We start from the raw sequence: 23,366 nt of genomic DNA on the forward strand, positions 1-23,366 counted from the left end.
TTATCCGACGTGAAAGGTCTGACCGGTTTGCAGGCCTTCGACACTTTTCGCGTAGGCCAATGCCACATCCGCCGCAGGAACCGGCTTGTAGCCGCGGAAATACGGGGCGTAGCTGCCCATGGCTTCGAGCAGCACGGTCGGGCTGATCGAGTTCACTCGCATACCGCGTGGCAGTTCGATGGCGGCGGCGCGGACGAAACTGTCCAGCGCACCGTTGACCAGCGCTGCCGAGGCGCCGCTGCGAATCGGATCATGGCTGAGCACACCGGTGGTGAAGGTGAACGAGGCACCGTCGTTGGCGAATTCGCGGCCGATCAGCAGCAGATTGACCTGGCCCATCAGCTTGTCTTTGAGACCGAGGGCGAAGCTGTCTTCGGTCATCTCACCCAGTGGAGCGAAGGTCACGTTGCCGGCGGCGCACACCAGCGCATCGAACTTGCCGGTTTTTTCGAACAGTTTGCGAATCGATGCGCTGTCGCTGATATCCACCTGCAACTCACCGCTGGTGCGCCCGATGCGGATGACTTCATGACGTTGCGACAGTTCTTTGTCCACCGCCGAGCCGATGGTGCCGCCAGCGCCTATCAACAGAATCTTCATCGTGCTGTACCTCAAGTGATTGAACGAGGTTTCAGTCTAGAGTGGTTTTTTCTGCGGATAAGCGCACTAATGGGCAACCTTTGGTTTTCAAATGGAAACAATCCATGAGTGAAATGGATGACCTGGCGGCATTCGCGGTGTTGATCGAAGCGGGTAGTTTCACTTTGGCAGCGCAGCAATTGGGCTGCAGCAAGGGCCAGCTGTCCAAACGCATCAGCCAGCTCGAAGCGCAGTTTTCTGTGGTGTTGTTGCAACGCACCACCCGGCGCTTGAGCCTGACCGCCGCCGGCGCAGCGTTGTTGCCGCAGGCCCAGGCGCTGGTCGTCCAGGTGGAACGGGCGCGTCAGGCCTTGGCGCGCTTGAAAGACGACATGGCCGGTCCGGTGCGCATGACGGTGCCGGTGTCGCTGGGCGAAACCTTCTTCGAGGGTTTGTTGCTGGAGTTCTCGCATCAATACCCTGAGGTGCAGATCGAGCTGGAGCTGAACAACAGTTACCGCGATCTGTCCCGGGACGGCTTTGATCTGGGGATCCGCAGCGAGGTGGCCAATGACGATCGACTGGTGGCCAAGCCGTTGCTGGCATGGCAGGAAATGACCTGCGCGAGTCCGGCTTATCTTGAGCGCTTCGGTGAGCCGCTGACGCCACAAGCACTGGCCGAACATCGCTGTTTGCTCAACAGCCACTACAGCGGACGCGAAGAATGGCTGTATCACCAGCAACATGAATTGCTGCGGGTGCGCGTGTCAGGACCGTTTGCCAGCAACCATTACAGCCTCCTCAAAAAGGCCGCGCTCAGTGGCGCCGGCATCGCGCGACTGCCTTCCTACTTGCTGCAAGCGGAATTGGCTGACGGCCGATTGTGCTGGCTTCTGCGCGACTTTCAGACCCGGCGCATGCCGATGTACCTGGTGCATCCATATCAGGGCGGATTACCGAGGCGCACGCAGGTGCTGGCGGATTATCTGATTGGCTGGTTCAAGCGCAGTGGCGAGGCGCTGGATCGACTTCAGCGCTGACCCCGCTTCCCCTGCGGGGATATCAGTGGCTGAAACGGCGAGCAATCAGGTGATCAATCGACAGCTTGCCCGGCCCCGTTGCCATCAGGTACAGCAACACCGCCGCCCAGGTGCCATGGGTCGGATAGGCATCGGGATACACAAACAGTTGAATGGTCAGGGTCATGCCCAGCAGCGCCAGCGCCGAAAACCGCGTAGCGAAGCCGATCAGAATCAGCAGTGGAAAAATGTGTTCGGCGAATGCCGCCATGTGCGCGGCAATCTCTGGCGACAACAACGGCACGTTGTATTCACTCTTGAACAACGGAATCGTCGAGTCGGCCAGACGTGGCCAGCCGAGTTGAAAAGTGCCGTCGATCAGGTCAATGGCCAGGCCTTCAACCTTGGTCTGTCCTGATTTCCAGAACACTGCGGCAATCGAGAAACGCGCAATGAACGCGATCAGGCTGTGGGGGATTTTTTCCAGCAGCGCGATGGCGCCGGTGATGAGGGTTTTCATGGCAGTTCCTTGTTATTCAAGTGGGTAATAGCGTTACGCGCGATCAGCAAGCCAAGGGTTTGCGCGAGGTCGAACTCAGGGCTGTTTTCGGCCGCTGCCAGCAGTGGCTGGCCATCGATCAGATTGCGGATAAACCTGCTGGCGCCGGGGTCGAGAGCAAACACTTCGACGTCCAGGCCATTGCGCAACACCAGCGCGTGTTGCCTTTGGTTGACGTCGATCCCTTCCAGCGTCGAGTCGTGCTGATGTGCGCCCCAGATCGCGACTACGGCATAGGCAGAGTCGAGCAGGTGCATAGAGGGATGAAGGTCGAGGCGCAGTTCACTCAGCGTTTGCGCATCAGCCAGTGCTGCGGTGATTTCTTCTGGCTGTACGGGCTGGGCGTCGGCCGCGTGGTAGGCGAGGGTGCGCAGGTGCTCAAGGCGCGCCACGTCTGCCAGATAAGGCACGCTGCCGGCCGGTTCAAACGCTGCAACGAAGTCCGCAAATGTCTCGCCATAGCGGCTCATCAACGGACTCTGCGGCGGTTGCTGTTGCACGAAAACGGCCGCCATGGCACGGAAAAATTCATCGCCCACCAATTGCGCAACCACCGGGTAACTGTCGCCCAAGGCATTGATCAGTGAACTCTGCACGTTGTTGCGATACACCGTGAAGCGGCTGGCCGGATCGGCGCCGTTGGCGCTGCACAGGCCTTCGGGGCAGGGTAGCCGGGTGTCGATGAGCGCTGCAGCAAAAGCGCGTTGAGTGCTCATGTGCGTGCTCCAGCATCCAGCAAAAACGCATCAGCTTGCTGAGCTTCCGCCAGTAGCACCTCAAACGCCGGCACTTGATTGTCGCGCTCGATCAGCGTCGCCACCGGACCGATGCGCTGCAGTACTTGCCGGTACAAATCCCAGACGGCTTGATCGATCGGCGCGCCGTGATCATCGATCAGCAAACGGTCGCCGAGGCTGTCGCAATCTTCGGCAAACCCGGCCAGATGAATCTCGCCAACCCTGTGCAAGGGCAGGGCATCGAGATACGCCAGCGGATCACGCTCATGGTTCACGCAAGAAACGTAGACGTTGTTGACGTCGAGCAACAGGCCACAGCCGCTGCGGCGGATGACCTCGGCGATAAACTCCGCTTCGTCGAGGGTCGAGCGCTGAAACGCCAGATAGGTCGCCGGATTCTCCAGCAGCATGGGGCGTTGGAGGGTGTTCTGCACCTGATCGATATGCTCGCAGACGCGGTCCAGCGTCGGCGTGTCATAGGCCAGTGGCAGCAGGTCATTGAGAAACACCGGGCCATGGCTCGACCAGGCCAGATGTTCGGAAAAGGATTGCGGTTGATAGCGTCGAATCAGTTCGGCAAGGCGCTTGAGATGCTGTTTATCCAGCGGCCCTTCAGCACCGATTGACAAGCCGACACCGTGCAGTGACAGCGGATACTGCTCGCGGATCAAACCGAGAAAATGATGAAACGGACCGCCGTCGACCATGTAGTTTTCGGCGTGGACTTCGAAGAAGCCGATGTCCGCTGGTGAGCCGAGCACTTCACGAAAGTGCCCGGTCTTGAGTCCCAGCCCGGCACGGGGTGGAAGCCCGCTGAGGGCTGCCTGAGTGCGGGGTTGGGCATGGTCATTGAGGGTGAGCATGATCGTCACTCAGGCAGTTCGCGGATCAGGACTTGGCTTTGAACGCTTCCATTTGACCGAAACCGGTCGGCGAGGTCTTGCTCTCAGTGGTGGCGCAGGTGCCTTTCGGAACCAGTTTCCAAGCGTTGGCCTGGTAGTCCATTTTCGACGTGCCGGCACAGGTGGTGCCTGCACCAGCGGCGCAATCGTTTTTGCCTTTCATGGCCACGCCGAAGCATTTCTCCATGTCGGCGTCAGCGGCGTGGACGGTCGATACAGCGGTCATGCTCAGGGCGGAACCGAGGGCCAGAACCAGGGCGGTAGCGGACAGGGTGCGGGTGGTAGCAGTCATGATGTTTCTCCAGTTTTGTTCAGGGTTTTTACAAGCGGTTTGCGCTTGCTTACCCCACTAGAGAAAGCTCACTGCGATGCGTTACAGCAACGCTTAAATCTTTTTCAAAAAAACAAAGCAGATCCCCGACGGGCATAGAGGTAGCACAAGGGATTTGAATAATGGTTATCGTGAATGGTTATTAAAAACTGTCATTTCTGACAGATGGCAGGTTTTTTCGACTGAGTATATTGGGCCTGTGGCGGTACACATCAGGGAGAAAATTCATGAATTTGTCTGAGTTGAAAAAGTTTGTCCAGGCCAGGATCGACGAACAGGCCAACATCATTCTGGATGAAAAGGTTATTCATGACGGGGCGGCATTCGGTGAGCTGCAGATCTATTTTTGCCTGCGTCGCATTCTGGATAAAAAGGCCACTCTTGAAGATTTTGGTGTCTTGCACGCGGTAAATGATTTGCTGCAGGCGACGGGCGTTATTTCTGCGAATCAGACGCTGGGATCAAAAGTCGTCCCCTGATACGGGCATTCCCTTGCGGCAGGAACACTCAATTGAACAGAGAGGTGTTGGAAATGGAACAAGATATAGAGATATGTGTGAAAGAGCTCATAGCCGAGAGTTTGTACAGAAAAGATGAAGATGGAAATCAAGTCGAGGTCAGAAATGAAAGCAACTTCGTCGAGGATTTGGGTGCGGACTCATCGGAACGGTTACTGATGGTGATGGCAGTAGAGGACGAGTTTGCTATGAAGATCCCGGACGATGCATCCGAGGAACTTATAACGGTGCAGGACGTAATCAATTATGTGATTGCTAACAAACGTGTGTGATCATTCCCATACACGCAACCTATTCTGCCCTGAAGCTGCCGAAGGCCGCCCAACAGGGCAAACCCAAGTACAAAAAAACGGCCCGAAGGCCGTTTTTTTTGGGGGGTGAAATACATCAACCGCCGAGGTACGCCTCGCGTACTTTCGGGTCGGTCAGCAGGGCTTCACCGGTGCCTTGCATGACCACGTGGCCGTTCTCCAGAACGTAGGCGCGGTCGGCGATTTTCAGCGCCTGGTTGGCGTTCTGCTCGACCAGGAACACCGTCACACCGTCCTTGCGCAGCATTTCGATGATGTCGAAAATCTGCTGGATGATGATCGGTGCCAGGCCCAGCGACGGCTCGTCGAGCAGCAGCAGTTTCGGCTTGCTCATCAGCGCGCGGCCGATGGCGAGCATTTGCTGTTCGCCGCCGGACATGGTGCCGCCGCGCTGGTTGAAGCGTTCTTTCAGGCGCGGGAACAGGCCGAGAACCTTGTCCATTTGCTCCTGATAGTCGCCCTTGTCGGTGAAGAAGCCGCCCATAGACAGGTTTTCTTCAACGGTCAGACGGGCGAACACCCGACGACCTTCCGGCACCACGGCGATGCTCTTGCGCATGATCTGCGACGAGTCCTGGCCGACCAGTTCCTCACCCATGTAGCGGATGCTGCCGCTGTGCGCCTGCGGCGAACCGCAGAGCGTCATCAGCAGCGTGGACTTGCCGGCACCGTTGGCGCCGATCAGGGTCACGATCTCGCCCTGACGGACTTCGACGTTGACGCTGTGCAGGGCCTGGATCTTGCCGTAGAAGGTGGAAACGTTTTCGAACTGCAGCATTTACGCTTCCCCCAGGTAGGCTTTGATCACTTCAGGATTGTCGCGGATCTGTTCTGGCGTGCCGTCAGCCAGAGGTGTGCCCTGGTTGATCACGACGATGTGGTCGGAAATGCTCATGACCAGTTTCATGTCGTGTTCGATCAGCAGCACGGTGACGTTGTGCTCTTCGCGCAGCACGCTGATCAGCGCCTTGAGGTCTTCGGTTTCCTTCGGGTTCAGGCCGGCCGCCGGTTCGTCGAGCATGAGGATCCGCGGACGGGTCATCATGCAGCGAGCGATTTCCAGCCGCCGTTGCTGACCGTAGGCCAGGGTGCCGGCGGTACGGTTGGCGAACTCCTTGAGATTGACCTTTTCCAGCCAGTACTCGGCAAACTCCATGGCCTCGCGCTCGCTTTTGCGGAACGCCGGGGTCTTGAACAGACCGGCCAGGAAGTTTGTATTCAGGTGACGATGCTGGGCGATCAACAGGTTCTCGACCGCCGTCATGTCCTTGAACAGGCGCACGTTCTGGAAGGTGCGCACTACGCCTTTGAGGGCGATCTTGTGGCCTGGCAGGCCCTGAATCGGCTCGCCGTCGAGCAGGATGCTGCCGCCGGTGGGCTGATAGAAACCGGTCAGGCAGTTGAACACGGTGGTCTTGCCGGCGCCGTTCGGGCCGATCAGTGCAACCACTTGTTTCTCTTTGACGGTCAGGGCCACACCGTTGACCGCCAGCAAGCCGCCGAAGCGCATGCTCAGGTTTTCGACTTTAAGAATCTCGCGGCTCATTTTCGCAACTCCATGTGTGGGCGTTGCATCGGCAGCAGACCTTGTGGACGCCAGATCATCATCAACACCATCAGGGCACCGAACATCAACATGCGGTACTCGCTGAACTCACGCATCATCTCCGGCAACAGGATCATCACCACGGCCGCCAGGATCACGCCCAACTGCGAGCCCATGCCACCCAGCACGACGATGGCGAGGATGATCGCCGACTCGATGAAGGTGAACGACTCCGGGGTCACCAGACCCTGACGGGCGGCGAAGAAGCTACCGGCGAAACCGGCGAAGCTCGCGCCGAGGGTGAAGGCCGACAGCTTGATCACGGTCGGATTCAGGCCCAGTGCGCGGCAGGCGATTTCATCTTCACGCAGCGCTTCCCACGCTCGACCGATCGGCATGCGCAGCAGACGGTTGATGATGAACAGCGCCGCCAGCGCCAGCAACAACGCCACCAGGTAAAGGAAAATCACCTTGTTGATCGAGTTGTATTCGAGGCCGAAGTATTCGTGGAACGTCTGCAGACCTTCTGCGGCTTTGCGTTCGAAGGTCAGGCCGAAGAACGTCGGTTTCTCGATGTTGCTGATGCCGTTCGGACCGCCAGTGATGTCGGTCAGGTTACGCAGGAACAGACGAATGATCTCGCCGAAACCGAGGGTCACGATCGCCAGATAGTCACCGCGCAAACGCAACACCGGGAAGCCCAGCAGGAAGCCGAACGTCGCCGCCATCAGGCCGGCAATCGGCAGACAGATCCAGAAGCTCAGGCCGTAGTAGTGCGACAGCAGCGCGTAGCTGTAGGCGCCGACGGCGTAGAAGCCGACGTAGCCGAGGTCGAGCAGACCGGCCAGACCGACGACGATGTTCAGGCCGAGGCCGAGCATCACGTAGATCAGGATCAGCGTCGCGATGTCCACCGCGCCACGGGAACCGAAGAACGGCCACACCAGCGCACCGATGATCAGCGCAATGATGAAGTAGCGTTGGGTGGTCGGCAGGGTCAGGAAGTTACTCGCCTTGGCCGGGATCAGCGGCATGCCCGGCGAGGAATTCCAGGCCTTGCTGATCTGCTGGTTGAACAGCACCCGCAGAAACATCAGCACCGAGCAGATGGCGATGGTCGCCAGAATCATCGGGCTGGTGTTATGCACTTCAAGGTTGATGCCGACGATGGTCAGTTTCAGACCGAGTACCGGGTAGGCCACGGCCCACACCAGCAAGGCACTGAACAGTGCCTGTTTAAGATTCCTAGTCATACTTTCTCAACCTCCGGACGGCCCAGAATGCCGGTCGGACGGAACAACAGCACCAGAACCAACAAGCCGAAAGCCACGACGTCCTTGTACTGGTCGCCGAAGATATCGGCACCAAAGGCTTCCGCCACCCCAAGCACCAACCCGCCGAGCATGGCGCCGGGGATGCTGCCGATGCCGCCAAGTACCGCAGCGGTGAAGGCTTTGAGGCCGACGAGGAAACCGGCGTTCGGGTTGATCACGCCGTATTGCATGCTCAGCAGCACAGCCGCGATGGCCGCCAGCGCAGCACCAATGACGAAAGTCAGGGCGATGATGTTGTTGGTGTTGATGCCGAGCAGGTTGGCCATCTTGATGTCTTCGGCGCAGGCGCGGCAGGCGCGACCCAGGCGAGAACGGGAGATGAACAGCGTCAGGCCGAGCATGGCGATCAGAGTCACCACGAACACCACGATTTGCATGTAGGAAATCAGCACTTCATGTGCGCCACCTGGCCCGAAGGAAATGTTCCCGGGGATCAGGTTGGGGATGGATTTGTCCTTGGAGTCTTGCGCCAGCAGAACCGTGTTCTGCAGGAAGATCGACATACCGATGGCCGAGATCAGCGGGATCAGACGGTTGCTGCCGCGCAAGGGGCGGTAGGCGATCCGTTCGATGCTGTAGCCGTACGAGCTGGTGACCACGATGCTCGCGATGAAAGCAGCGGTCATCAACAGCGGGACGTTGTCGATTCCCATCATGGCCAGCCCGGCGATGGCGATGAACGCCACGTAGGAGCCGATCATGTACACCTCGCCGTGGGCGAAGTTGATCATTCCAATGATGCCGTAAACCATCGTATAGCCGATGGCAATCAGGGCATACGTGCTGCCAATGGTCAGGCCATTAACCAGCTGCTGGAAGAAGTGATAGAGGTCAGGCATTACAGCGCTCCTAAAAACCTGATACGCATTTCACTGGTGGAGTCATTTTCCCGCCCGGCCCCGTGGATCTCTATCCACTTCGAATCCGGGTTTTGCCAGCGAACCGCTGATGACGGTTTTGAGATTTTCAGGTGGGGAGACTGGCGGATCACGCCAGCGCGGCCCATACATTCGTAAAACAAAGCCCACGGCACGCCGTGGGCTTTATTGGCAGTCAGTCAGGGCGCGCCTTACTGAGGCGAAGCTTCAGTTTTTGGTTTGCCGAAGTGCCACTCGTAAACCACAAATTTGAAGTCCTTCAGGTCGCCCTTGGCGTCGAAGCTCAGGTCGCCAGTCGGGGTTTTGAAGGTGCCGGCGTGAATGGCTTCGGCCACTTTGGCAGGGTCTTCGGATTTGGCTGCGGTGATACCGCCGGCAATCACTTCAACCGCCGAGTAGGAAGGGAACACGAACGGGCCGCTCGGGTCTTCTTTCTTCGCCTTGAATGCATCAGCCAGGGCAACGTTCGCTGGATCCTGGTCGAAGGATTTCGGCAGGGTCACCAGCAGACCTTCGGAAGCGTCTTTGGCGATCTGCGAAATGGAGTCGTTACCCACGCCTTCCGGACCCATGAACTTGGCTTTCAGGCCTTTTTCAGCGGACTGACGCAGGATCAGACCCAGCTCCGGGTGGTAGCCGCCGTAGTAAACGAAGTCGACGTTGGCTTGCTTGAGTTTGGCGATGATCGAGGAGAAGTCCTTGTCGCCGGCATTGACGCCTTCGAACACGGCAACTTTGGTGCCTTTCTTCTCGAGGGTGGCTTTAACGGCGGTAGCGATGCCTTCACCGTATTGCTGTTTGTCGTGCAGGACTGCAACGATTTTCGGTTTCACGTGATCGGCAATGTAGTTACCGGCGGCAGGGCCCTGGGCGCTGTCCAGACCGATGGTACGGAAGACCATTTTGTAACCACGGGCGGTGATGTCCGGGCTGGTGGCAGCCGGGGTAATCATGATCACGCCTTCGTCTTCGTAGATGTCCGAAGCCGGTTGAGTGGAGCTGGAGCACAGGTGACCGACCACGAACTTGACGCCGTCGTTGACGACCTTGTTCGCGACCGCTACCGCTTGTTTTGGATCGCAGGCATCGTCGTATTCAACGGCTTCGAGTTTCTTGCCGTCGACGCCGCCCTTGGCGTTGATTTGCTCGATGGCCATTTTCGCGCCACTGAACTGCATGTCGCCGTACTGGGCTACTGGACCGGTCTTGGGACCGGCGATACCGATTTTGATGGTGTCAGCTGCGAACGAATGGCTGGCAACCCCGGCCAGAACCATAGCGGCAAACAGTTTGGAAATCTGCTTAGTAGCCTTAGTCATAGTGCTCCACTCTTACTGTTGTAATTTTTTTGAGTTCTGGCGCCGTAGCAGCAGAACCGGGTCAGATATCTTTGCGATACCCTCCGGAAATGCCCCCGGCAACTGTACCGGTACAGTGTAGAGCGCCGGTTGTCAGCCTGGGAAGCGGGCGCCGAGGGGCAAAACTTGGGGGTGTCGCATTTTTGAATGAAAAAGACAGAATTGCGGCGGGGCGTTCGTGGGCATATAGCCCAATCAGCAGCATTCCCTGGCGTTCCTGCTCTTTTCGTTCGGTGCAGCCATTTGCAACCGGGTTTTGCTGACGGACCACCGACGTTATCATTTGCGTCGATTTCTTTTCCGGACAGCACCCCATGAATCAAGAACCTAGCACCCTCTATGCCAAGCTGCTTGGTGAAACCGCATCTATTACCTGGAAAGAGTTGGAGCCGTTCTTCGCCAAGGGTGCCCTATTGTGGGTCGACCCTGCGCTGGATTTGATCGCTGCCGCCGAGGCCGTGGCGTCGGATGATGGCGAGAAAGTGGCTGCCTGGCTGGCCGAAGACAAGGTCGCGAAGCTGTCTGAAACGCGGGCGCTGGATCTTTTCGAGCGCGATCCATCGTTGTGGGCGGTGGTGGTTTCGCCGTGGATTCTGATCCAGGAAAGGGCAGTCGCCGCAGACGTTGCACCTTGATGGTGCGACCCGCCAACGGCGAAAAGTGTGTAGCGGAGTAGCGTGATGGCACGTTGCCGTAGAGAAACGCCACAAGCGCGGGTGACCTCACGGTGACGTAAACGTAACAGGAACAGTTTAGTAAGCAGCCTAACGGCTGCTTAATTGTTTCTGGATGTTGGAAAGGCTGAAATCTTCAGTGAATTTGAAGGCCTCTTCGCGAGCAGGCTGGCTCCCACAGGGGAATGCATTCCAATGTGGGAGCGAGCCTGCTCGCGAATGGGGCGACTCGGTTCTGGATCAGACCGAGTAAGACTTGCCGGTATGGTTATTGAGGGAAATAACCTTGGTCTTGCCAATCCGGTGACGGTAAATCTCGCGCAGGTACTTGATCGACTTCTTCACGCAATCACGCGACAGGCGAATGTCGTTGATCGAGACAAACTTCTCTTTGTCGTTGATCAGCTCGCGGTACTTCTTCTCGTACATCGGCTTGATCGCATACCAGTTGGTGTCGAGGATCTTCGCCGGGTTCTCGAACTCGTTGAGCAGATCATCAATGCGGTCTTCGTCGAACTCTTCGTTGATGATGAAATCGAGGATCGAGTTGTCCAGGGTATCGTCGAAACGGTACGGGTTCTTCGCGAAGCAGCGCTTGATGAACGCCACGATCAACGTCAGGAAATCGTCCGAAAGGCACGGGCTCTTGGCGATCAGAGTGGTCAGCGACAGGTTCGCCGAAGCGCCGATCACCAGTGCGTAACGCTTGAGCGTAGTGTTGGGGAACAGGCTGTTGAGGTGAGTCTTCAACCGGTTCAGGTCCATGTACGACAGCTTGTAGTCTTTCGGCAGCGAAACGATCGAGACCACCGACGAGCAGTTCTTGAAGAAGTGCAGGTCATGCAGCGCCGCGGCGTCGTAGCCGGAATTCTTGTACTGCTCAAGCGAGGCGCGATAACGCTTGGATTCGATCGGCAACAGGCTGATGCCTTCGATCGCTTGCGTCACTTTGTTGAAGTGCGGCAGGTCGATCGAGCGGAAGAACAGGTCGTCGATGTTCAGGCGCTGGGGTTCTTTGTCGAACACCTTGAATTTGTCGCTGCTCGGCGGCGGTGTTTCCGGCACTACCGATTCGGCGTAGGCGATCGCCACCGGGCCGGCCAGACTCATGAACAGGTCGTTGGCGTCGAGGCGAATGGTTTCGCCGATGTCGATGCCGGCGCGGCGGAAGTAGTTCTGGTCGTAGTCAGTGGTGACGGCCTGCGCTGTCAGAATGTTGAAGATCTGCTGCGAGATGTACTGGTTGGCGTGCTTCTCCATGGCATTGACATCAATGTTCTGGATGTTGCCGTCATCGCTCTCTTCGGCGTAACGCATGATGTCGTTGGAGATCAGCATCATCGCGTTCCACGGGCGAATACGCCCCATGACGCTGGCTTCGCTGCTGTCTTCGTTGGCGAAGTTGTAAGAGAAATCCCATTCTTCCGAGAGGTATTTGCACAGCAGGCGCCCGGCGTTGATGTGCAGCGCCTCGGACATTTCGCTGCGGTGATCGGAAATGTTCGGCAGCACGCAGATGCCGCTGGTGAAGATCGGTTCGAACACGAACGAATGACCGCTCTTGCCGTCATGCTCGTCCATCGGCTTGGTGTCGAACGTCTTGTTCATGTACGAGTGCTGCTGGGCCAGACCGAATTCCGAGGCCATTCCGGAACCGGTACCGCCGCCGGCACTGAAGATCGAGAAATACAGGCGCGACTGGTTGGCTTTGATGCCGCAGCTGTCGATCAGGTACGAATGGATCATTTTCCAGTCAGGGCTGGAGAAACGCTGGGTGTCTTTGTTGAGGATGATCTTCGCCAGGTACTGGCCGAGGATCGGCGCGTTACCGGCGCCACCGGCGTGAACTTCGGACAAGTCCATGATCTTCATTTTGCTGTAGTCGCGCAGGAAGCCGCTTTTCTCGCCCTTGCGCGAAAAACGGATGCGCCCGGCGATGTCCTTGTCGAGGTCGCCGAGCATCACCAGCGGTTCGACCAGGAACACCGGTTTGGTCGACTTGTTCGGGCCGATCCGCAGGTTTTGCTTGATCCACTGGGCCGGGCTGTAGCCCTTGTCCGCCAGACGCCGATCCGCCGCACGGTCTTCGTTGTTGAATTCGTTGAGGTAGAACTTGCGCGCGTTGTACACCAGCTCCGCGACATCCAGGGCAATGTTCGAGCCGCAGCGACCGAGGCCGATCAGGCACACCGAGGGGAATTCCTGGTCGTTGTGCTGTTCGTTGTCGCCTTCCAGGTGCGGCGGGCGCGGGAACACCAGATCACGCAGGCCGTCGAGGTTGTCGAGAATGCGGTCGGTATTGGTTTCGGTGAAGTACAGGTATTGCTGAGTCGACAGCGGGCGCGACGGGAGCAAGGGCTTCGACGGTGACGGGCTGTTGGCGGCGGGGCTCAAAGTCAGATCGGATACCGCAGTGGCGGGATTGTTTTTAGAAGTCATTGTGCGCCATATACCTGGACTGGGTTGGCTCGCAGGCCAATGCCGGCGAACCTCACGGAATAAGATCTCGCGTCTTTGTGCGCGAATTGAGCCCGAGCATCAGGATTTTGGCCTGACTGTCGCTGGGGGGAATCCTTTCCTGATCGTTGATGAATCGGCCATTATTCGGCGATCTTTAATCGAAAAGAGGCAAAATGATGTCAACGCTACCTTCGTTGGGGTTCGCCGGAATCGGTCTGATGGGCCTGCCCATGTGCCGGCGTTTATTGGCGGCGGGTTATCCACTGACCGTGTGGAATCGCAACCCGGTGAAGTGCGCACCACTGGTCGAAGCTGGCGCGCGACAGGTAGCGAGCCCCGCTGAACTGTGCGAACACGCCGAGGTGGTAATGCTCTGTCTGGCGGACACGGCGGTGGTTCGCGAGGTAGTGTTTGGCCCGGCGGGTGTCGCTGAAGGCGCGAAAAAAGGGCAGTTGCTGGTGGATTTTTCCAGCCTTGAACCGACGGCCACACGCGAAATGGCGGCGCAATTGCTGGAGAAAACCGGCATGAGCTGGCTGGACTCACCCGTGTCCGGCGGTGTGGTGGGTGCCGAGGCGGGCAGCCTGGCGATCATGGTTGGCGGCGAAGCGGCCGATCTTCAGCGCGTACGCCCGGTGTTGCTCAGCCTCGGTCAGCGCGTTACGCACATGGGCGGCATCGGTGCCGGGCAGGTGACCAAGGCCTGCAACCAGATGATTGTCGCCTGCAACGCGCTGGTGATTGCCGAAGTGGTGGCGCTGGCAGAGCAGGCCGGGGTCGATGCGAGCCTGATTGCCGAAGCATTGGCCGGCGGTTTTGCCGATTCGAAACCGTTGCAGATCCTCGCTCCACAAATGGCCGAAAGCCGATTCGAACCGATCAAATGGCACGTGCGCACCTTGCTCAAGGATCTCGACACCGCCGTCAAATTCTCCCGCGAACAGGGCTCGGCGACGCCAATCAGCGGATTGGCCGCACAACTGATGCGCCTGCATGGGGCGCAAGGCTATTTGGCGCAGGATCCAGCGACACTGGTGCAAATGTACCGCGCGCCAGCATCAGCGGATTGACCGCGAGTGAAGGCTTGCGCTGATTGATTTCTTCCAGCACCGGACGCAACTCGTCCAGCGGCACCGGGCGACTGAGCAGGTAACCCTGAATGAAATCGCAGCCTGAGCGTTCAAGGAATTCGTACTGCTCCAGGCTTTCCACGCCTTCGGTCACCACCTGCAAATGCAGGGTGTGCGCTATCACGATGATCGCCTGGACGATCTCCATGTCGGCGGTCGCCGTGGGAATGTCGAGGATGAACGAGCGGTCGATTTTCAGGGTGTTGAGCGGCAGGCGCTTGAGGTAGGCCAGCGAAGAGTAACCGGTGCCGAAGTCGTCAATCGACAGTGAGACGCCAAGCGCGCGGATCTGTCTCAGCAGTACCAGGGTGTTGGCGATGTTGCCCATCAGCGCATTCTCGGTGACTTCCAGCTCCAGCCGTTCCGGCGCCACCCCGGCGCTGCGTAATGCGCTTTCGATTTCGTTGGCCAGTTCCTCCCGGGTGAGGTTGAGCGGTGAGCAGTTCCAGGCGATTTTCAGTTCTTCGCAACCATGCCGTGATAATTCACCCAGATCCTTGCAGGCCCGGCGCAACACCCAATTGTCCAGTTCAGCGATCAAACCGTTGTTTTCGGCGATGGAGATAAAGCGATCCGGGGTCAGCAAGCCGTGCAGCGGATGTTGCCAGCGAATCAGCGCTTCAAGCTTGGTAACGCGACCGGTCTTCAGTTCGAAGATCGGTTGGTAATACAGCATCAGGCCGTTTTCTTCGCGCAAGGCGTGGCGCAATTCTTCTTCCAGTTGCAGCTCGAAGCTGGCGCGGGTCTTGAGGTTGGAACTGAAAAAATGCAGGCCGTTGCGCCCCGCACCTTTGGATTGATACAGCGCCAGATCCGCGTGCTTGAGCAGTTCCTCGCAGGTGCTGCCATCCTCCGGAAACAGGCTGATGCCGATGCTGGTGGTCATCACCATACGGCGCCCGGCCAGTTCGATGGGCTCCTTCATCTTGAGCATGATGCGCTGGGCCATGTTGCGGGCCTCTTCGCGGTCATGCAGGTTGATGAGGATGCAGAACTCGTCGCCACCGAAACGTGCGACCACGTCTTCATGGCTGCGTACCGAGCTTTTTATGTGATTGGCGATGACCTTGAGCAACTCGTCACCGGCGTCATGGCCGAGGCTGTCGTTGATCCGTTTGAAGTGGTCGATGTCGAGAAACATCACTGCGAGCATGCCGCCTTCAGTGGTCTTCTGACAGAGCTTTTCGGCAAAGATCTGATTGAACCCGCGACGGTTGATCAGGTTGGTCAGGGCGTCGTAGTTGGCCGCTTGTTGCAGCGACATGCGCGCCTGATCGAGTTGGCTGAGCAAGGCGTTGACGCGGCGCAGGTCCTCTTCCTTGTTCTGCAGTTTCTTGTCGGCCAGCGCCGCACTGATCGCACTGCCAAGGATCAGCAGGATGATCAGCGCCACGGTCAGGCCCAGTTGCAGGTGCCCGTTATCGCCGCCGCTCGCTGTCAGGCCTCCCTCGGGAAGAACCAGATCCAGCGCAGCCATGCCGGTGAAATGCATGCTGATAATGCCAGCGCCGAGAATCAGCGCAGCGCTGTACTTGAGCAACTGATGCACCACGCCGTTGCCTTCGCTCAGATAACGGGCTACCCACAGCGCGGCGAAACTGGCGCCGATGGCGATCGCCACCGACAGCGCGAACAGCCCCGGCTGATAGTAGGCGGTGGCGCTCGACTTCATGGCCGCCATGCCAACGTAATGCATGCCGGCGATGCCCAGGCCGATGACAAACGCGGTTTTCAAGCAATGCAACGCACTCGGCTGCACTTCGCTCAGGGTTTGCATGGCCAGCCAAGAGGCGAGCAGGGCGATCAGCAACGAGAAAAGGGTGATGCCGAGGTCATACTGAATGTCGATCGGTGTCTGGAAAGCCAGCATGCCGATGAAATGCATGGCCCAGATGCCGCCGGCCAGGCAGGTCGCGCCGATCCAGCGCCAGATCCGCCGCGACCCGGGATCTTCGGCATGTACGACGCGTTCAGCCATATCCAGGGTGGCAAAACTGGCTGCGCAGGCGACCAGATACGCCACCATCACCAGGAGAGGGTTGTGACTGCAATCGAGGATGACCTGCCCGCTCGCCGGCAGCTCGGCAACAAACTGCAAACCAAGCCACTCCATAGCATGCCCCGTCTCTGAAGTCGTCCCGAGTGCGCGTTGAACGCAGTTGAATGTCAGGAGTATAGAGGCCGATTTCGGGGTGCAAGCGGTAGTGGCACATGGGCACTAATGATTTTGGCATTAGCGTCATAGCGATTGGCGCTAAAAGCTTACGCGATCTGTTCGAGAGGAATCTGCGCCCAGTCGGGTTGCAGGGGCGGCAAGCCAAAACGCGCGCGGGCCTTATCGCAATCGACATTCTGCTCGCCATTTTCCCATGACGACTCGAATTCGCGGCAAGGGCTGGAGCGCAGTTCATAAATCGAGCACTTCACCTCGCTGCCGACTTCTCCGACCAACGCCGTGCAACGCGGCGATTTACAGTCGGTGCCGTTCATCGCTACCCGACTGGGACTGATCTGCGTGACCAGCTCATCGGGCACCGTGCCACCGGAGGAAGCGCACTCGCCCCAAAAGAAAGACACGCGAAAATGGGAACAGCAGGCACCGCAATTCAGACACGGACTGACTTCGGACATGGGCGAGGGTATCAAAGGGATTGATCGGGAGATCCGGACGGATCCGGCGGCCATTCTAGGCTTTGCCGCAGACTTGGGAAGGGGGGCGCGAAACTATTTTTTTGTGGCAGGATTTTGCCGCAAAAGCCCCGTTTTTCGGGGGATTGCAGGCTTATCAAGGGCTTACGTTTCGTTACAGTGCCATGGCCCGATATCAGGCAGACGAATGATCACAGACAGGCCAGTGCGGGCTGACTAGATTGCAGGTTCCGGGCTCGGATGCAGTGGCAGTGAAGCCCTATAACAATAAAGAGACGGACCCATGCAGAACTCGACCCAAGCGGCGAATGCCTGGCGCATTCTGTTCCTGCTGTTCCTGGCCAACCTGTTCAACTTCTTCGACCGCACCATTCCGGCGATCATCATCGAACCGATCCGCATGGAATGGCACCTCAGTGACTTTCAACTGGGCATTGTCGGTACCGCCTTCACCATTGTTTACGCGATTGCCGGCCTGCCGCTGGGGCGCATGGCCGACACCGGTTCGCGCAGCAAATTGATGGGCTGGGGCCTGGCGACGTGGAGTGCGCTGACGGCGGTCAACGGCCTGGTTGGCAGTTTCTGGAGCTTCCTGATCGTGCGCATGGGCATCGGTATCGGTGAGGCGAGTTACGCCCCGGCGGCCAACTCGTTGATCGGTGATTTGTTTCCGGCCCATCGTCGGGCGCGGGCCATGGGCATTTTCATGCTCGGTTTGCCACTGGGATTGTTGCTGGCGTTCTTCACCATTGGCTGGATGGTCAAGGCGTTCGACAGCTGGCGTGCGCCGTTCTTTATTGCCGCAGTGCCGGGGCTGATCCTGGCGGTTTTCATGTTCTTCATTAAAGAGCCGAAGCGCGGCGCTGCGGAGACCGTGCAGGTCTCCCAGGAGAAAGTCGACAAGCCGATCCGCCGGATTCTGGCGGTGCCGACTTTTCTCTGGCTGGTCATGGCCGGGTTGTGCTTCAACTTCGCGACGTATGCCTGCAACTCGTTTCTGGTGCCGATGCTGCAGCGCTATTTCCTGATGCCGTTGCAGGACGCGGCGGTGGCTACCGGGATGATCGTCGGTGTGACTGGGCTGGTAGGTCTGACGTTGGGCGGCTGGATTGCCGACAAGATTCACCAGCGCGTGGCCAACGGGCGGCTGCTGTTTGCCGCGTTCAGTCTGATCATCTCGACCCTGTGCACGGCGTGGGCGTTGCATGCCGGGCGGATCGAGATTGGTGTATTTGTCGCGGTGTTCAGTGTTGGTTGGCTGTTTGCCTACAACTTTTACACCTGCGTTTACACGGCGATTCAGGACGTGGTCGAACCGCGTCTGCGGGCGACCGCGATGGCGTTGTTCTTTGCCGGGTTGTATCTGCTGGGCGGTGGTCTGGGGCCGGTGGTGGTCGGTGGCTTGTCGGATCATTTTGCCCATACCGCGATGTTGGCGGCGGGAGCGGAGCAGATGACCGAGGCGTTCAAGGCCGTCGGCCTGCATGATGCGATGTACCTGATTCCGGTGGCGTTGTTTTTGACCATGGTGTTTCTGTTTCTGGCTGCGCGGTGTTTTGTGCGGGATGCGAAGCGGATGAAGGAGGGGTTGGTGGCTGTGGTTGAGCCAGAGGTTGCAGTAGCGACCGCATAGCCGTCATCGCTGGCAAGCCAGCTCCCACAGTGACCGAGTCGTACACATAATCTGTAAACGACCCGAAACTTGTGGGAGCTGGCTTGCCAGCGATGAGGCCATCAGCATCAGCTGAAAAATCACAGGCAAACAAAAAAGGCCCGCATCACTGCGGGCCTTTTTGTTTTTGGCGGTGGAGCGGGGCGATTAACCCGCCACCAACACCCGGATCGCTTCCAGACGCAACGCCGCTTTATCCAGCATCGCCAGACCCTGCTCACGTTGTGTGCGCAACGCTTCCAGTTCGCTGTCACGCACGGTCGGGTTGACCGCTTGCAACGCGGTCAGGCGTGCCAGTTCTTCGTCGGTGTCGGCCGCCAGACGGCGGCGGGCCTCGGCCACGCGCTCGGCGTGACGCGGGGCGATCTTGTCTTCACCGGCGTTGATCCGTGGCGTCAGTTGATCGCGCTGGGCCTGGATGAACTTGTTGGCGCTGGCACGCGGCACGCTTTCCAGCTGATCATTCAGCGTTTCAAACGATACCCGTGGCGACAAATCGTTGCCGTTGGCATCGAGCAGGCAGCGCAGGGCGGCTGGCGGCAGGTAACGGCCCAGTTGCAGCGAGCGCGGTGCAACCACTTCGCTGACGTAGAGCAGTTCCAGCAGCACAGTGCCCGGCTTCAATGCCTTGTTCTTGATCAGCGCGACGGCGGTGTTGCCCATCGAACCGGACAGCACCAGGTCCATGCCGCCCTGCACCATCGGGTGTTCCCAGGTGATGAACTGCATGTCTTCACGCGACAGCGCCTGGTTGCGGTCGTAGGTGATGGTCACGCCTTCGTCGTCGCCCAGCGGGAAGCTGGCGTCGAGCATTTTCTCGCTCGGCTTGAGGATCAGGGCGTTTTCCGAATGGTCTTCGCTGTCGATGCCGAACGCGTCGAACAGGGTTTCCATGTAGATCGGCAGGGCGAACTGATCGTCTTGCTCAAGGATCGCCTCGACCAGCGCTTCACCTTCGCCGGCACCGCCGGAGTTCAACTCCAGCAAACGGTCGCGACCGGTGTGCAGTTCGGCTTCCAGGCGCTCGCGCTCGGCGCGTGCCTCGTCGATCAGCGCTTGCCACTCGCTGTCGTCGGCCTCTTCGAGCAGCGGCAGCAGGCGCGGGCCGAACTGGTGCTGCAAGGCGTTGCCGGTCGGGCAGGTGTTGAGGAACGCGTTCAGCGCTTCGTGGTACCACTGGAACAGACGCTCTTGCGGGCTGGTTTCCAGGTACGGCACGTGCAGTTCGATGATGTGCTTCTGGCCGATCCGGTCGAGACGACCGATACGCTGCTCGAGCAGGTCCGGGTGCGACGGCAGATCGAACAGCACCAGGTGGTGCGCGAACTGGAAGTTGCGACCTTCACTGCCGATTTCCGAGCAGATCAGCACTTGCGCGCCAAACTCTTCGTCGGCGAAGTAGGCGGCGGCGCGGTCACGCTCAAGGATGTTCATGCCTTCATGGAACACCGTGGCCGGGATGCCGGAACGCACGCGCAGGGCGTCTTCCAGGTCCATCGCAGTTTCGGCGTGGGCGCAGATCACCAGCACTTTGGTGCGCTTGAGCATTTTCAGCTGATCGATCAGCCACTCGACGCGTGGGTCGAATTTCCACCAGCGCTCTTCTTCGCTGGCGTCCGGCTGCGCCTGGAAGCTGACTTCCGGGTACAGCTCGGCGTGTTCGCCCAGCGGCAGTTCGAGGTATTCGTCCGGGCATGGCAGCGGGTACGGGTGCAGTTTGCGCTCCGGGAAACCCTGCACCGCTGCGCGGGTGTTACGGAACAGCACGCGGCCGGTGCCGTGGCGATCGAGCAGTTCACGCACCAGGCGCGCACTGGCTTCGGTGTCGCCATCGTTGACTGCGGTCAGCAGGGCTTCGCCTTCGTTGCCGAGGAAACCGTGAATGGTCTTGTGCGCTTCGGCCGAGAGACGGCCCTTGTCGAGCAGTTCCTGCACGGCTTCGGCCACCGGGCGATAGTTGTCGCTCTCGGCGCGGAACGCAGCCAGGTCATGGAAACGGTTCGGATCGAGCAGGCGCAGACGGGCGAAGTGGCTGTCCTGACCGAGTTGTTCCGGGGTGGCGGTGAGCAGCAACACGCCCGGGATGACTTCGGCGAGTTGCTCGACCAGCGAGTACTCCGGGCTGGCTTTGTCTTCGTGCCAGACCAGGTGGTGGGCTTCGTCGACCACCAGCAAATCCCAACCGGCGGCGAACAGTGCGTCCTGGGCCTTTTCGTCGTCGACCAGCCACTCCAGCGCAACCAGCGCCAGTTGGGTGTCTTCGAACGGGTTGGTGGCATCGCTTTCGATGAAACGTTCTTCGTCGAACAGCGCAACTTGCAGGTTGAAGCGGCGGCGCATTTCGACCAGCCACTGGTGCTGGAGGTTTTCCGGGACGAGGATCAGCACGCGGTTCGCGCGGCCCGAGAGCAGTTGGCGATGGATCACCAGACCGGCTTCGATGGTTTTACCCAGACCTACTTCGTCCGCCAGCAGAACGCGCGGGGCGATACGGTCGGCGACTTCACGGGCGATGTGCAATTGGTGCGCGATTGGCTGAGCGCGAACGCCACCCAGGCCCCATAGCGACGATTGCAACTGGCGGCTGGTGTGTTCGAGGGTGTTGTAACGCAGAGAGAACCATGCCAGTGGGTCGATCTGCCCGGCGAACAGACGATCGCTGGCCAGACGGAACTGGATGAAGTTCGACAGCTGGGTTTCCGGCAGGGTGACGGCTTCGTTCTGCCCGTTGAGGCCGTGATAAACCATCAGGCCGTCGACATCGTCGACTTGCTGCACGGTCATCTTCCAGCCTTCGAAGTGGGTGATGCTGTCACCCGGCGAGAACCGCACGCGGGTCAGGGGCGCATTCCGTAGCGCGTACTGGCGGGTTTCGCCAGTGGCCGGGTAAAGCACGGTCAACAAGCGGCCGTCCTGTGCCAGAACGGTGCCTAAACCAAGCTCTGCTTCGCTGTCACTGATCCAGCGTTGCCCCGGTTGATACTGCTGCGCCATGCTGCCTGACTCCCACCTTGAAAAAGCGGGCTATCTTAACGGAATGCAGGCTTCAGGGCCAAAGGATTAGGAGCAGCGGCGAGCTTTTAGCCGCGAGCTGCAAGCTGAAACGAAAAGCGTCATGCGTCTGTTTTCTTCCTGTGCAGGGCACCTGTGAGTGCCAATCAGGTCACAGATTTACGACGGATGGCTCAAGGCGCCTTTTCCGCAGCCGATAGCCTGCTGACAGGAGACCCTTTATATGTTGCCACCGATGCTCCCCCTGAGCGCTGTGCCGATCACTTCCCAGCAGGATCCGATCCGCCAGCGGCCGGACATTCCTCCGGTGGTGCCGGTGCAGGAAAGCTCCAACGAAAGCACGATCGATCTGCAAAAGCGTGATCCGGAAGAAGATCGCCTGCTGGCGCGCGAAGAACAGCGCCGCCAGCAGGAGCGTGACCGGCGCCGTCGCGAAGCCGATGAAGACCCGGAAGAACACCTGGCCGTGCCTGGCACCGAACTGAATGCCGACAACACCGTGCCGGTGGTGCCGCTGATGGAAGATCAGCCGCGTCAGGGCTTATGGGTTGATATCGAGATCTGAGTCGTTGTACCGCGCTGGGCTTACCGGCTGGTCAGCGCGCGGCTGAGGCTGCATTATTGGCGCAGTCCTGCCGATGATGTGGCAGTTGTGATTCTTTGAAGTGATGCACTGACGCCATGAGCCAAGACGACAAACTGATTGACCTCAGCAGTGAACGCGCCAAGCGCGTGCATGATCTCAACGAGAAGCGCCTGAATGAAGTGCGCCAGGCGTTCGAACAGGCGATGCCGTTGGGAAAAACCAAGAAAAAGTCGAGAAACAAGCCGAAAAAGCGTTGATCTCTGCCTGCATCCGTTGATGCAGGTCATTTAATTTCCCTCCTTTACTCCCCTTTGTTGCTGATATTGATCCCGGTCAATTTGTGCGCCTGTGTGTTTGGTAACTTAGGTTCCATCGCAGCAGAGCAGAGGCCCAGGAGGCCAGTCATGTTTTTCGATAACGTGGTGTTTGCCGGGGTCCTGACTGTAGGGCTGATGGTTCTGTTTTTTGCAGGGTTTGGATTTTTTATCTGGAAGGATGCGAATAAGCGCAAGAAGTGATTCTTCTGGATTGATGAGCACGCAAGGCATTTTGGGCAACTTCGGTTGCCCTTTTTTTGTGCCTTGGCGGCCTTTGGGCCGACCATGCTCCTGGGGTTGTGGGTGAAAATCCGTTTTTGCGGGTGTTGCTGATTACGGTTCCGCCCTTACGGCGGGTCACCTTTTTCAAACGCCAAAAAGGTAACCCAAAAGGCTTGCTCCTGCGTTCGGCCCTCGCAGGCTCGGGTTCCTTCGCTCCGGGATCGATCCGGGCGCAGCGGCTCCGGTTTGCTTCGCTGCACCTCCTTCCGCTGTGTACGACTGCGTCGTACGGTCGCTGCGCTCCCACGCCCGGATCAATCCCTCCACTCAGCCTTCCGACGTCGCCCGTGGATCAAGATCAAAAGCAGGCGAGCTGACACTCGGCCTATTGAGTGGTGAAGAGCGGGTGTTCGGCTTTGGGTTTGTGGTGCTCTTGCCCCTCATCGGAACGCCGCCCGCCCAGCACTCTCCCGAGGGAGAGGGAGTCGATGGTAGGCCTGTGAAAATTTGCGTTCAACTCGGACTTTCACGTCGGCGTAACTCTACCAAACACCTCGGTCAGTCCCCTCTCC

The 23,366-nt window shown here is 58.8% G+C and carries 23 protein-coding genes; 9 read left to right on the plus strand and 14 right to left on the minus strand.

What is annotated here, in order from left to right; translation table 11 throughout:
• Entirely contained in the window at positions 1-600 is a 600-nt protein-coding gene (locus tag M9827_RS02950) for a short chain dehydrogenase (protein ID WP_250603329.1), read from the minus strand.
• A 104-nt stretch (positions 601-704) separates the two neighbouring features.
• Here M9827_RS02950 and M9827_RS02955 point away from each other — a divergent pair, with 104 nt between their 5' ends.
• Positions 705-1,619, plus strand: coding sequence for a LysR family transcriptional regulator (locus M9827_RS02955; protein WP_250603331.1), 915 nt, complete (start codon positions 705-707; stop codon positions 1,617-1,619).
• Between the two features lie 22 nt (positions 1,620-1,641).
• Here the strand turns inward: M9827_RS02955 and M9827_RS02960 are convergent, their stop codons facing one another.
• From M9827_RS02960 to M9827_RS02975, 4 genes are read right to left on the minus strand one after another with little or no spacing between them, the layout of a single operon-like run.
• On the minus strand, positions 1,642-2,118 hold the full coding sequence (locus M9827_RS02960; RefSeq protein ID WP_250603333.1) for a DoxX family protein: 477 nt from the start codon (positions 2,116-2,118) through the stop codon (positions 1,642-1,644).
• Complete coding sequence (locus M9827_RS02965; RefSeq protein WP_250603335.1) at positions 2,115-2,873, minus strand: HvfC/BufC N-terminal domain-containing protein; 759 nt, start codon at positions 2,871-2,873, stop codon at positions 2,115-2,117. The genes M9827_RS02960 and M9827_RS02965 overlap by 4 nt, the downstream gene beginning before the upstream one ends.
• Positions 2,870-3,757: an MNIO family bufferin maturase gene (gene bufB, locus M9827_RS02970; protein ID WP_250603337.1), complete on the minus strand. Its 888-nt coding sequence runs from the start codon at positions 3,755-3,757 to the stop codon at positions 2,870-2,872. Before bufB ends, M9827_RS02965 begins: the two co-directional genes overlap by 4 nt.
• Before the next feature lie 25 nt (positions 3,758-3,782).
• The gene (locus M9827_RS02975) at positions 3,783-4,088 is read right to left on the minus strand and encodes a BufA1 family periplasmic bufferin-type metallophore (protein ID WP_250603339.1); all 306 of its coding nucleotides are present in this window, start codon (positions 4,086-4,088) and stop codon (positions 3,783-3,785) included.
• A gap of 266 nt (positions 4,089-4,354) precedes the next feature.
• Here M9827_RS02975 and M9827_RS02980 point away from each other — a divergent pair, with 266 nt between their 5' ends.
• Together M9827_RS02980 and M9827_RS02985 are read left to right on the plus strand one after the other, a co-directional pair.
• Positions 4,355-4,606, plus strand: a complete 252-nt coding sequence (locus M9827_RS02980; RefSeq protein WP_250603341.1) for a hypothetical protein — start codon at positions 4,355-4,357, stop codon at positions 4,604-4,606.
• Between the two features lie 53 nt (positions 4,607-4,659).
• Positions 4,660-4,917 carry an acyl carrier protein gene (locus tag M9827_RS02985; RefSeq protein WP_250603343.1) on the plus strand — a complete coding sequence of 86 codons (258 nt, stop codon included), beginning with the start codon at positions 4,660-4,662 and terminating at the stop codon, positions 4,915-4,917.
• Positions 4,918-5,032: 115 nt separating this feature from the next.
• Here the strand turns inward: M9827_RS02985 and M9827_RS02990 are convergent, their stop codons facing one another.
• The 5 genes from M9827_RS02990 to M9827_RS03010 all read right to left on the minus strand — a co-directional run bounded on the left by M9827_RS02990 (position 5,033) and on the right by M9827_RS03010 (position 10,033).
• Positions 5,033-5,734 carry an ABC transporter ATP-binding protein gene (locus M9827_RS02990; protein WP_250603345.1) on the minus strand — a complete coding sequence of 234 codons (702 nt, stop codon included), beginning with the start codon at positions 5,732-5,734 and terminating at the stop codon, positions 5,033-5,035.
• Positions 5,735-6,502, minus strand: coding sequence for a high-affinity branched-chain amino acid ABC transporter ATP-binding protein LivG (gene livG, locus M9827_RS02995; protein WP_077571419.1), 768 nt, complete (start codon positions 6,500-6,502; stop codon positions 5,735-5,737).
• Positions 6,499-7,755: a high-affinity branched-chain amino acid ABC transporter permease LivM gene (locus M9827_RS03000; RefSeq protein WP_250603347.1), complete on the minus strand. Its 1,257-nt coding sequence runs from the start codon at positions 7,753-7,755 to the stop codon at positions 6,499-6,501. Before M9827_RS03000 ends, livG begins: the two co-directional genes overlap by 4 nt.
• Entirely contained in the window at positions 7,752-8,675 is a 924-nt protein-coding gene (gene livH, locus M9827_RS03005; RefSeq protein ID WP_008082254.1) for a high-affinity branched-chain amino acid ABC transporter permease LivH, read from the minus strand. The genes M9827_RS03000 and livH overlap by 4 nt, the downstream gene beginning before the upstream one ends.
• A gap of 230 nt (positions 8,676-8,905) precedes the next feature.
• Complete coding sequence (locus M9827_RS03010; protein ID WP_123452283.1) at positions 8,906-10,033, minus strand: branched-chain amino acid ABC transporter substrate-binding protein; 1,128 nt, start codon at positions 10,031-10,033, stop codon at positions 8,906-8,908.
• Positions 10,034-10,386: 353 nt separating this feature from the next.
• On the opposite strand from M9827_RS03010, the gene M9827_RS03015 reads away from it, so the two are divergent.
• The gene (locus tag M9827_RS03015; protein ID WP_250603350.1) at positions 10,387-10,707 is read left to right on the plus strand and encodes a DUF2288 domain-containing protein; all 321 of its coding nucleotides are present in this window, start codon (positions 10,387-10,389) and stop codon (positions 10,705-10,707) included.
• A 279-nt stretch (positions 10,708-10,986) separates the two neighbouring features.
• Here the strand turns inward: M9827_RS03015 and M9827_RS03020 are convergent, their stop codons facing one another.
• Positions 10,987-13,185 (minus strand): hypothetical protein, encoded by a 2,199-nt coding sequence (locus M9827_RS03020; protein ID WP_250603352.1) that lies wholly within the window; start codon positions 13,183-13,185, stop codon positions 10,987-10,989.
• A gap of 194 nt (positions 13,186-13,379) precedes the next feature.
• Between M9827_RS03020 and M9827_RS03025 the strand changes: the two genes are divergently transcribed.
• On the plus strand, positions 13,380-14,276 hold the full coding sequence (locus tag M9827_RS03025) for an NAD(P)-dependent oxidoreductase (RefSeq protein ID WP_250603354.1): 897 nt from the start codon (positions 13,380-13,382) through the stop codon (positions 14,274-14,276).
• On the opposite strand, the gene M9827_RS03030 is transcribed toward M9827_RS03025, so the two are convergent.
• Complete coding sequence (locus M9827_RS03030) at positions 14,167-16,449, minus strand: putative bifunctional diguanylate cyclase/phosphodiesterase (protein WP_250603356.1); 2,283 nt, start codon at positions 16,447-16,449, stop codon at positions 14,167-14,169. The genes M9827_RS03025 and M9827_RS03030 overlap by 110 nt on opposite strands.
• 149 nt (positions 16,450-16,598) lie before the next feature.
• Entirely contained in the window at positions 16,599-16,967 is a 369-nt protein-coding gene (locus M9827_RS03035; protein ID WP_250603358.1) for a YkgJ family cysteine cluster protein, read from the minus strand.
• Positions 16,968-17,268: 301 nt separating this feature from the next.
• Here M9827_RS03035 and M9827_RS03040 point away from each other — a divergent pair, with 301 nt between their 5' ends.
• Positions 17,269-18,618 (plus strand): spinster family MFS transporter, encoded by a 1,350-nt coding sequence (locus M9827_RS03040; protein ID WP_250603360.1) that lies wholly within the window; start codon positions 17,269-17,271, stop codon positions 18,616-18,618.
• Positions 18,619-18,804: 186 nt separating this feature from the next.
• On the opposite strand, the gene rapA is transcribed toward M9827_RS03040, so the two are convergent.
• Positions 18,805-21,651 carry an RNA polymerase-associated protein RapA gene (rapA, locus tag M9827_RS03045; protein WP_250603362.1) on the minus strand — a complete coding sequence of 949 codons (2,847 nt, stop codon included), beginning with the start codon at positions 21,649-21,651 and terminating at the stop codon, positions 18,805-18,807.
• 241 nt (positions 21,652-21,892) lie between these two features.
• Between rapA and M9827_RS03050 the strand changes: the two genes are divergently transcribed.
• The 3 genes from M9827_RS03050 to ccoM all read left to right on the plus strand — a co-directional run bounded on the left by M9827_RS03050 (position 21,893) and on the right by ccoM (position 22,773).
• Complete coding sequence (locus M9827_RS03050; RefSeq protein ID WP_003222394.1) at positions 21,893-22,234, plus strand: hypothetical protein; 342 nt, start codon at positions 21,893-21,895, stop codon at positions 22,232-22,234.
• A gap of 116 nt (positions 22,235-22,350) precedes the next feature.
• A complete protein-coding gene (locus tag M9827_RS03055; protein ID WP_250603364.1) occupies positions 22,351-22,512 on the plus strand; it encodes a hypothetical protein in 162 nt (53 codons plus the stop codon).
• 147 nt (positions 22,513-22,659) lie between these two features.
• Positions 22,660-22,773: a cytochrome c oxidase subunit CcoM gene (gene ccoM / locus M9827_RS27695; RefSeq protein ID WP_003222396.1), complete on the plus strand. Its 114-nt coding sequence runs from the start codon at positions 22,660-22,662 to the stop codon at positions 22,771-22,773.
• Positions 22,774-23,366 lie beyond the last annotated feature (593 nt).

This window comes from Pseudomonas sp. AKS31 (assembly GCF_023634765.1).
In the GTDB taxonomy this organism is placed as follows: Bacteria; Pseudomonadota; Gammaproteobacteria; order Pseudomonadales; family Pseudomonadaceae; genus Aquipseudomonas.

Excerpts from the sequence above, each read along its gene's own strand:
- M9827_RS03020 (WP_250603352.1), bottom strand. The coding sequence starts at position 13,185 with ATGACTTCTAAAAACAATCCCGCCACTGCGGTATCCGATCTGACTTTG.
- M9827_RS02975 (WP_250603339.1), bottom strand. The coding sequence starts at position 4,088 with ATGACTGCTACCACCCGCACCCTGTCCGCTACCGCCCTGGTTCTGGCC.
- livG (WP_077571419.1), bottom strand. The coding sequence starts at position 6,502 with ATGAGCCGCGAGATTCTTAAAGTCGAAAACCTGAGCATGCGCTTCGGC.
- M9827_RS03050 (WP_003222394.1), top strand. The coding sequence starts at position 21,893 with ATGTTGCCACCGATGCTCCCCCTGAGCGCTGTGCCGATCACTTCCCAG.
- M9827_RS03035 (WP_250603358.1), bottom strand. The coding sequence starts at position 16,967 with ATGTCCGAAGTCAGTCCGTGTCTGAATTGCGGTGCCTGCTGTTCCCAT.
- M9827_RS03040 (WP_250603360.1), top strand. The coding sequence starts at position 17,269 with ATGCAGAACTCGACCCAAGCGGCGAATGCCTGGCGCATTCTGTTCCTG.
- M9827_RS03055 (WP_250603364.1), top strand. The coding sequence starts at position 22,351 with ATGAGCCAAGACGACAAACTGATTGACCTCAGCAGTGAACGCGCCAAG.
- M9827_RS02965 (WP_250603335.1), bottom strand. The coding sequence starts at position 2,873 with ATGAGCACTCAACGCGCTTTTGCTGCAGCGCTCATCGACACCCGGCTA.
- M9827_RS02980 (WP_250603341.1), top strand. The coding sequence starts at position 4,355 with ATGAATTTGTCTGAGTTGAAAAAGTTTGTCCAGGCCAGGATCGACGAA.
- livH (WP_008082254.1), bottom strand. The coding sequence starts at position 8,675 with ATGCCTGACCTCTATCACTTCTTCCAGCAGCTGGTTAATGGCCTGACC.
- M9827_RS02955 (WP_250603331.1), top strand. The coding sequence starts at position 705 with ATGAGTGAAATGGATGACCTGGCGGCATTCGCGGTGTTGATCGAAGCG.
- M9827_RS03025 (WP_250603354.1), top strand. The coding sequence starts at position 13,380 with ATGATGTCAACGCTACCTTCGTTGGGGTTCGCCGGAATCGGTCTGATG.
- M9827_RS02960 (WP_250603333.1), bottom strand. The coding sequence starts at position 2,118 with ATGAAAACCCTCATCACCGGCGCCATCGCGCTGCTGGAAAAAATCCCC.
- M9827_RS02985 (WP_250603343.1), top strand. The coding sequence starts at position 4,660 with ATGGAACAAGATATAGAGATATGTGTGAAAGAGCTCATAGCCGAGAGT.
- M9827_RS03000 (WP_250603347.1), bottom strand. The coding sequence starts at position 7,755 with ATGACTAGGAATCTTAAACAGGCACTGTTCAGTGCCTTGCTGGTGTGG.
- M9827_RS03015 (WP_250603350.1), top strand. The coding sequence starts at position 10,387 with ATGAATCAAGAACCTAGCACCCTCTATGCCAAGCTGCTTGGTGAAACC.
- ccoM (WP_003222396.1), top strand. The coding sequence starts at position 22,660 with ATGTTTTTCGATAACGTGGTGTTTGCCGGGGTCCTGACTGTAGGGCTG.
- M9827_RS03010 (WP_123452283.1), bottom strand. The coding sequence starts at position 10,033 with ATGACTAAGGCTACTAAGCAGATTTCCAAACTGTTTGCCGCTATGGTT.
- M9827_RS03030 (WP_250603356.1), bottom strand. The coding sequence starts at position 16,449 with ATGGAGTGGCTTGGTTTGCAGTTTGTTGCCGAGCTGCCGGCGAGCGGG.
- bufB (WP_250603337.1), bottom strand. The coding sequence starts at position 3,757 with ATGCTCACCCTCAATGACCATGCCCAACCCCGCACTCAGGCAGCCCTC.
- rapA (WP_250603362.1), bottom strand. The coding sequence starts at position 21,651 with ATGGCGCAGCAGTATCAACCGGGGCAACGCTGGATCAGTGACAGCGAA.
- M9827_RS02990 (WP_250603345.1), bottom strand. The coding sequence starts at position 5,734 with ATGCTGCAGTTCGAAAACGTTTCCACCTTCTACGGCAAGATCCAGGCC.
- M9827_RS02950 (WP_250603329.1), bottom strand. The coding sequence starts at position 600 with ATGAAGATTCTGTTGATAGGCGCTGGCGGCACCATCGGCTCGGCGGTG.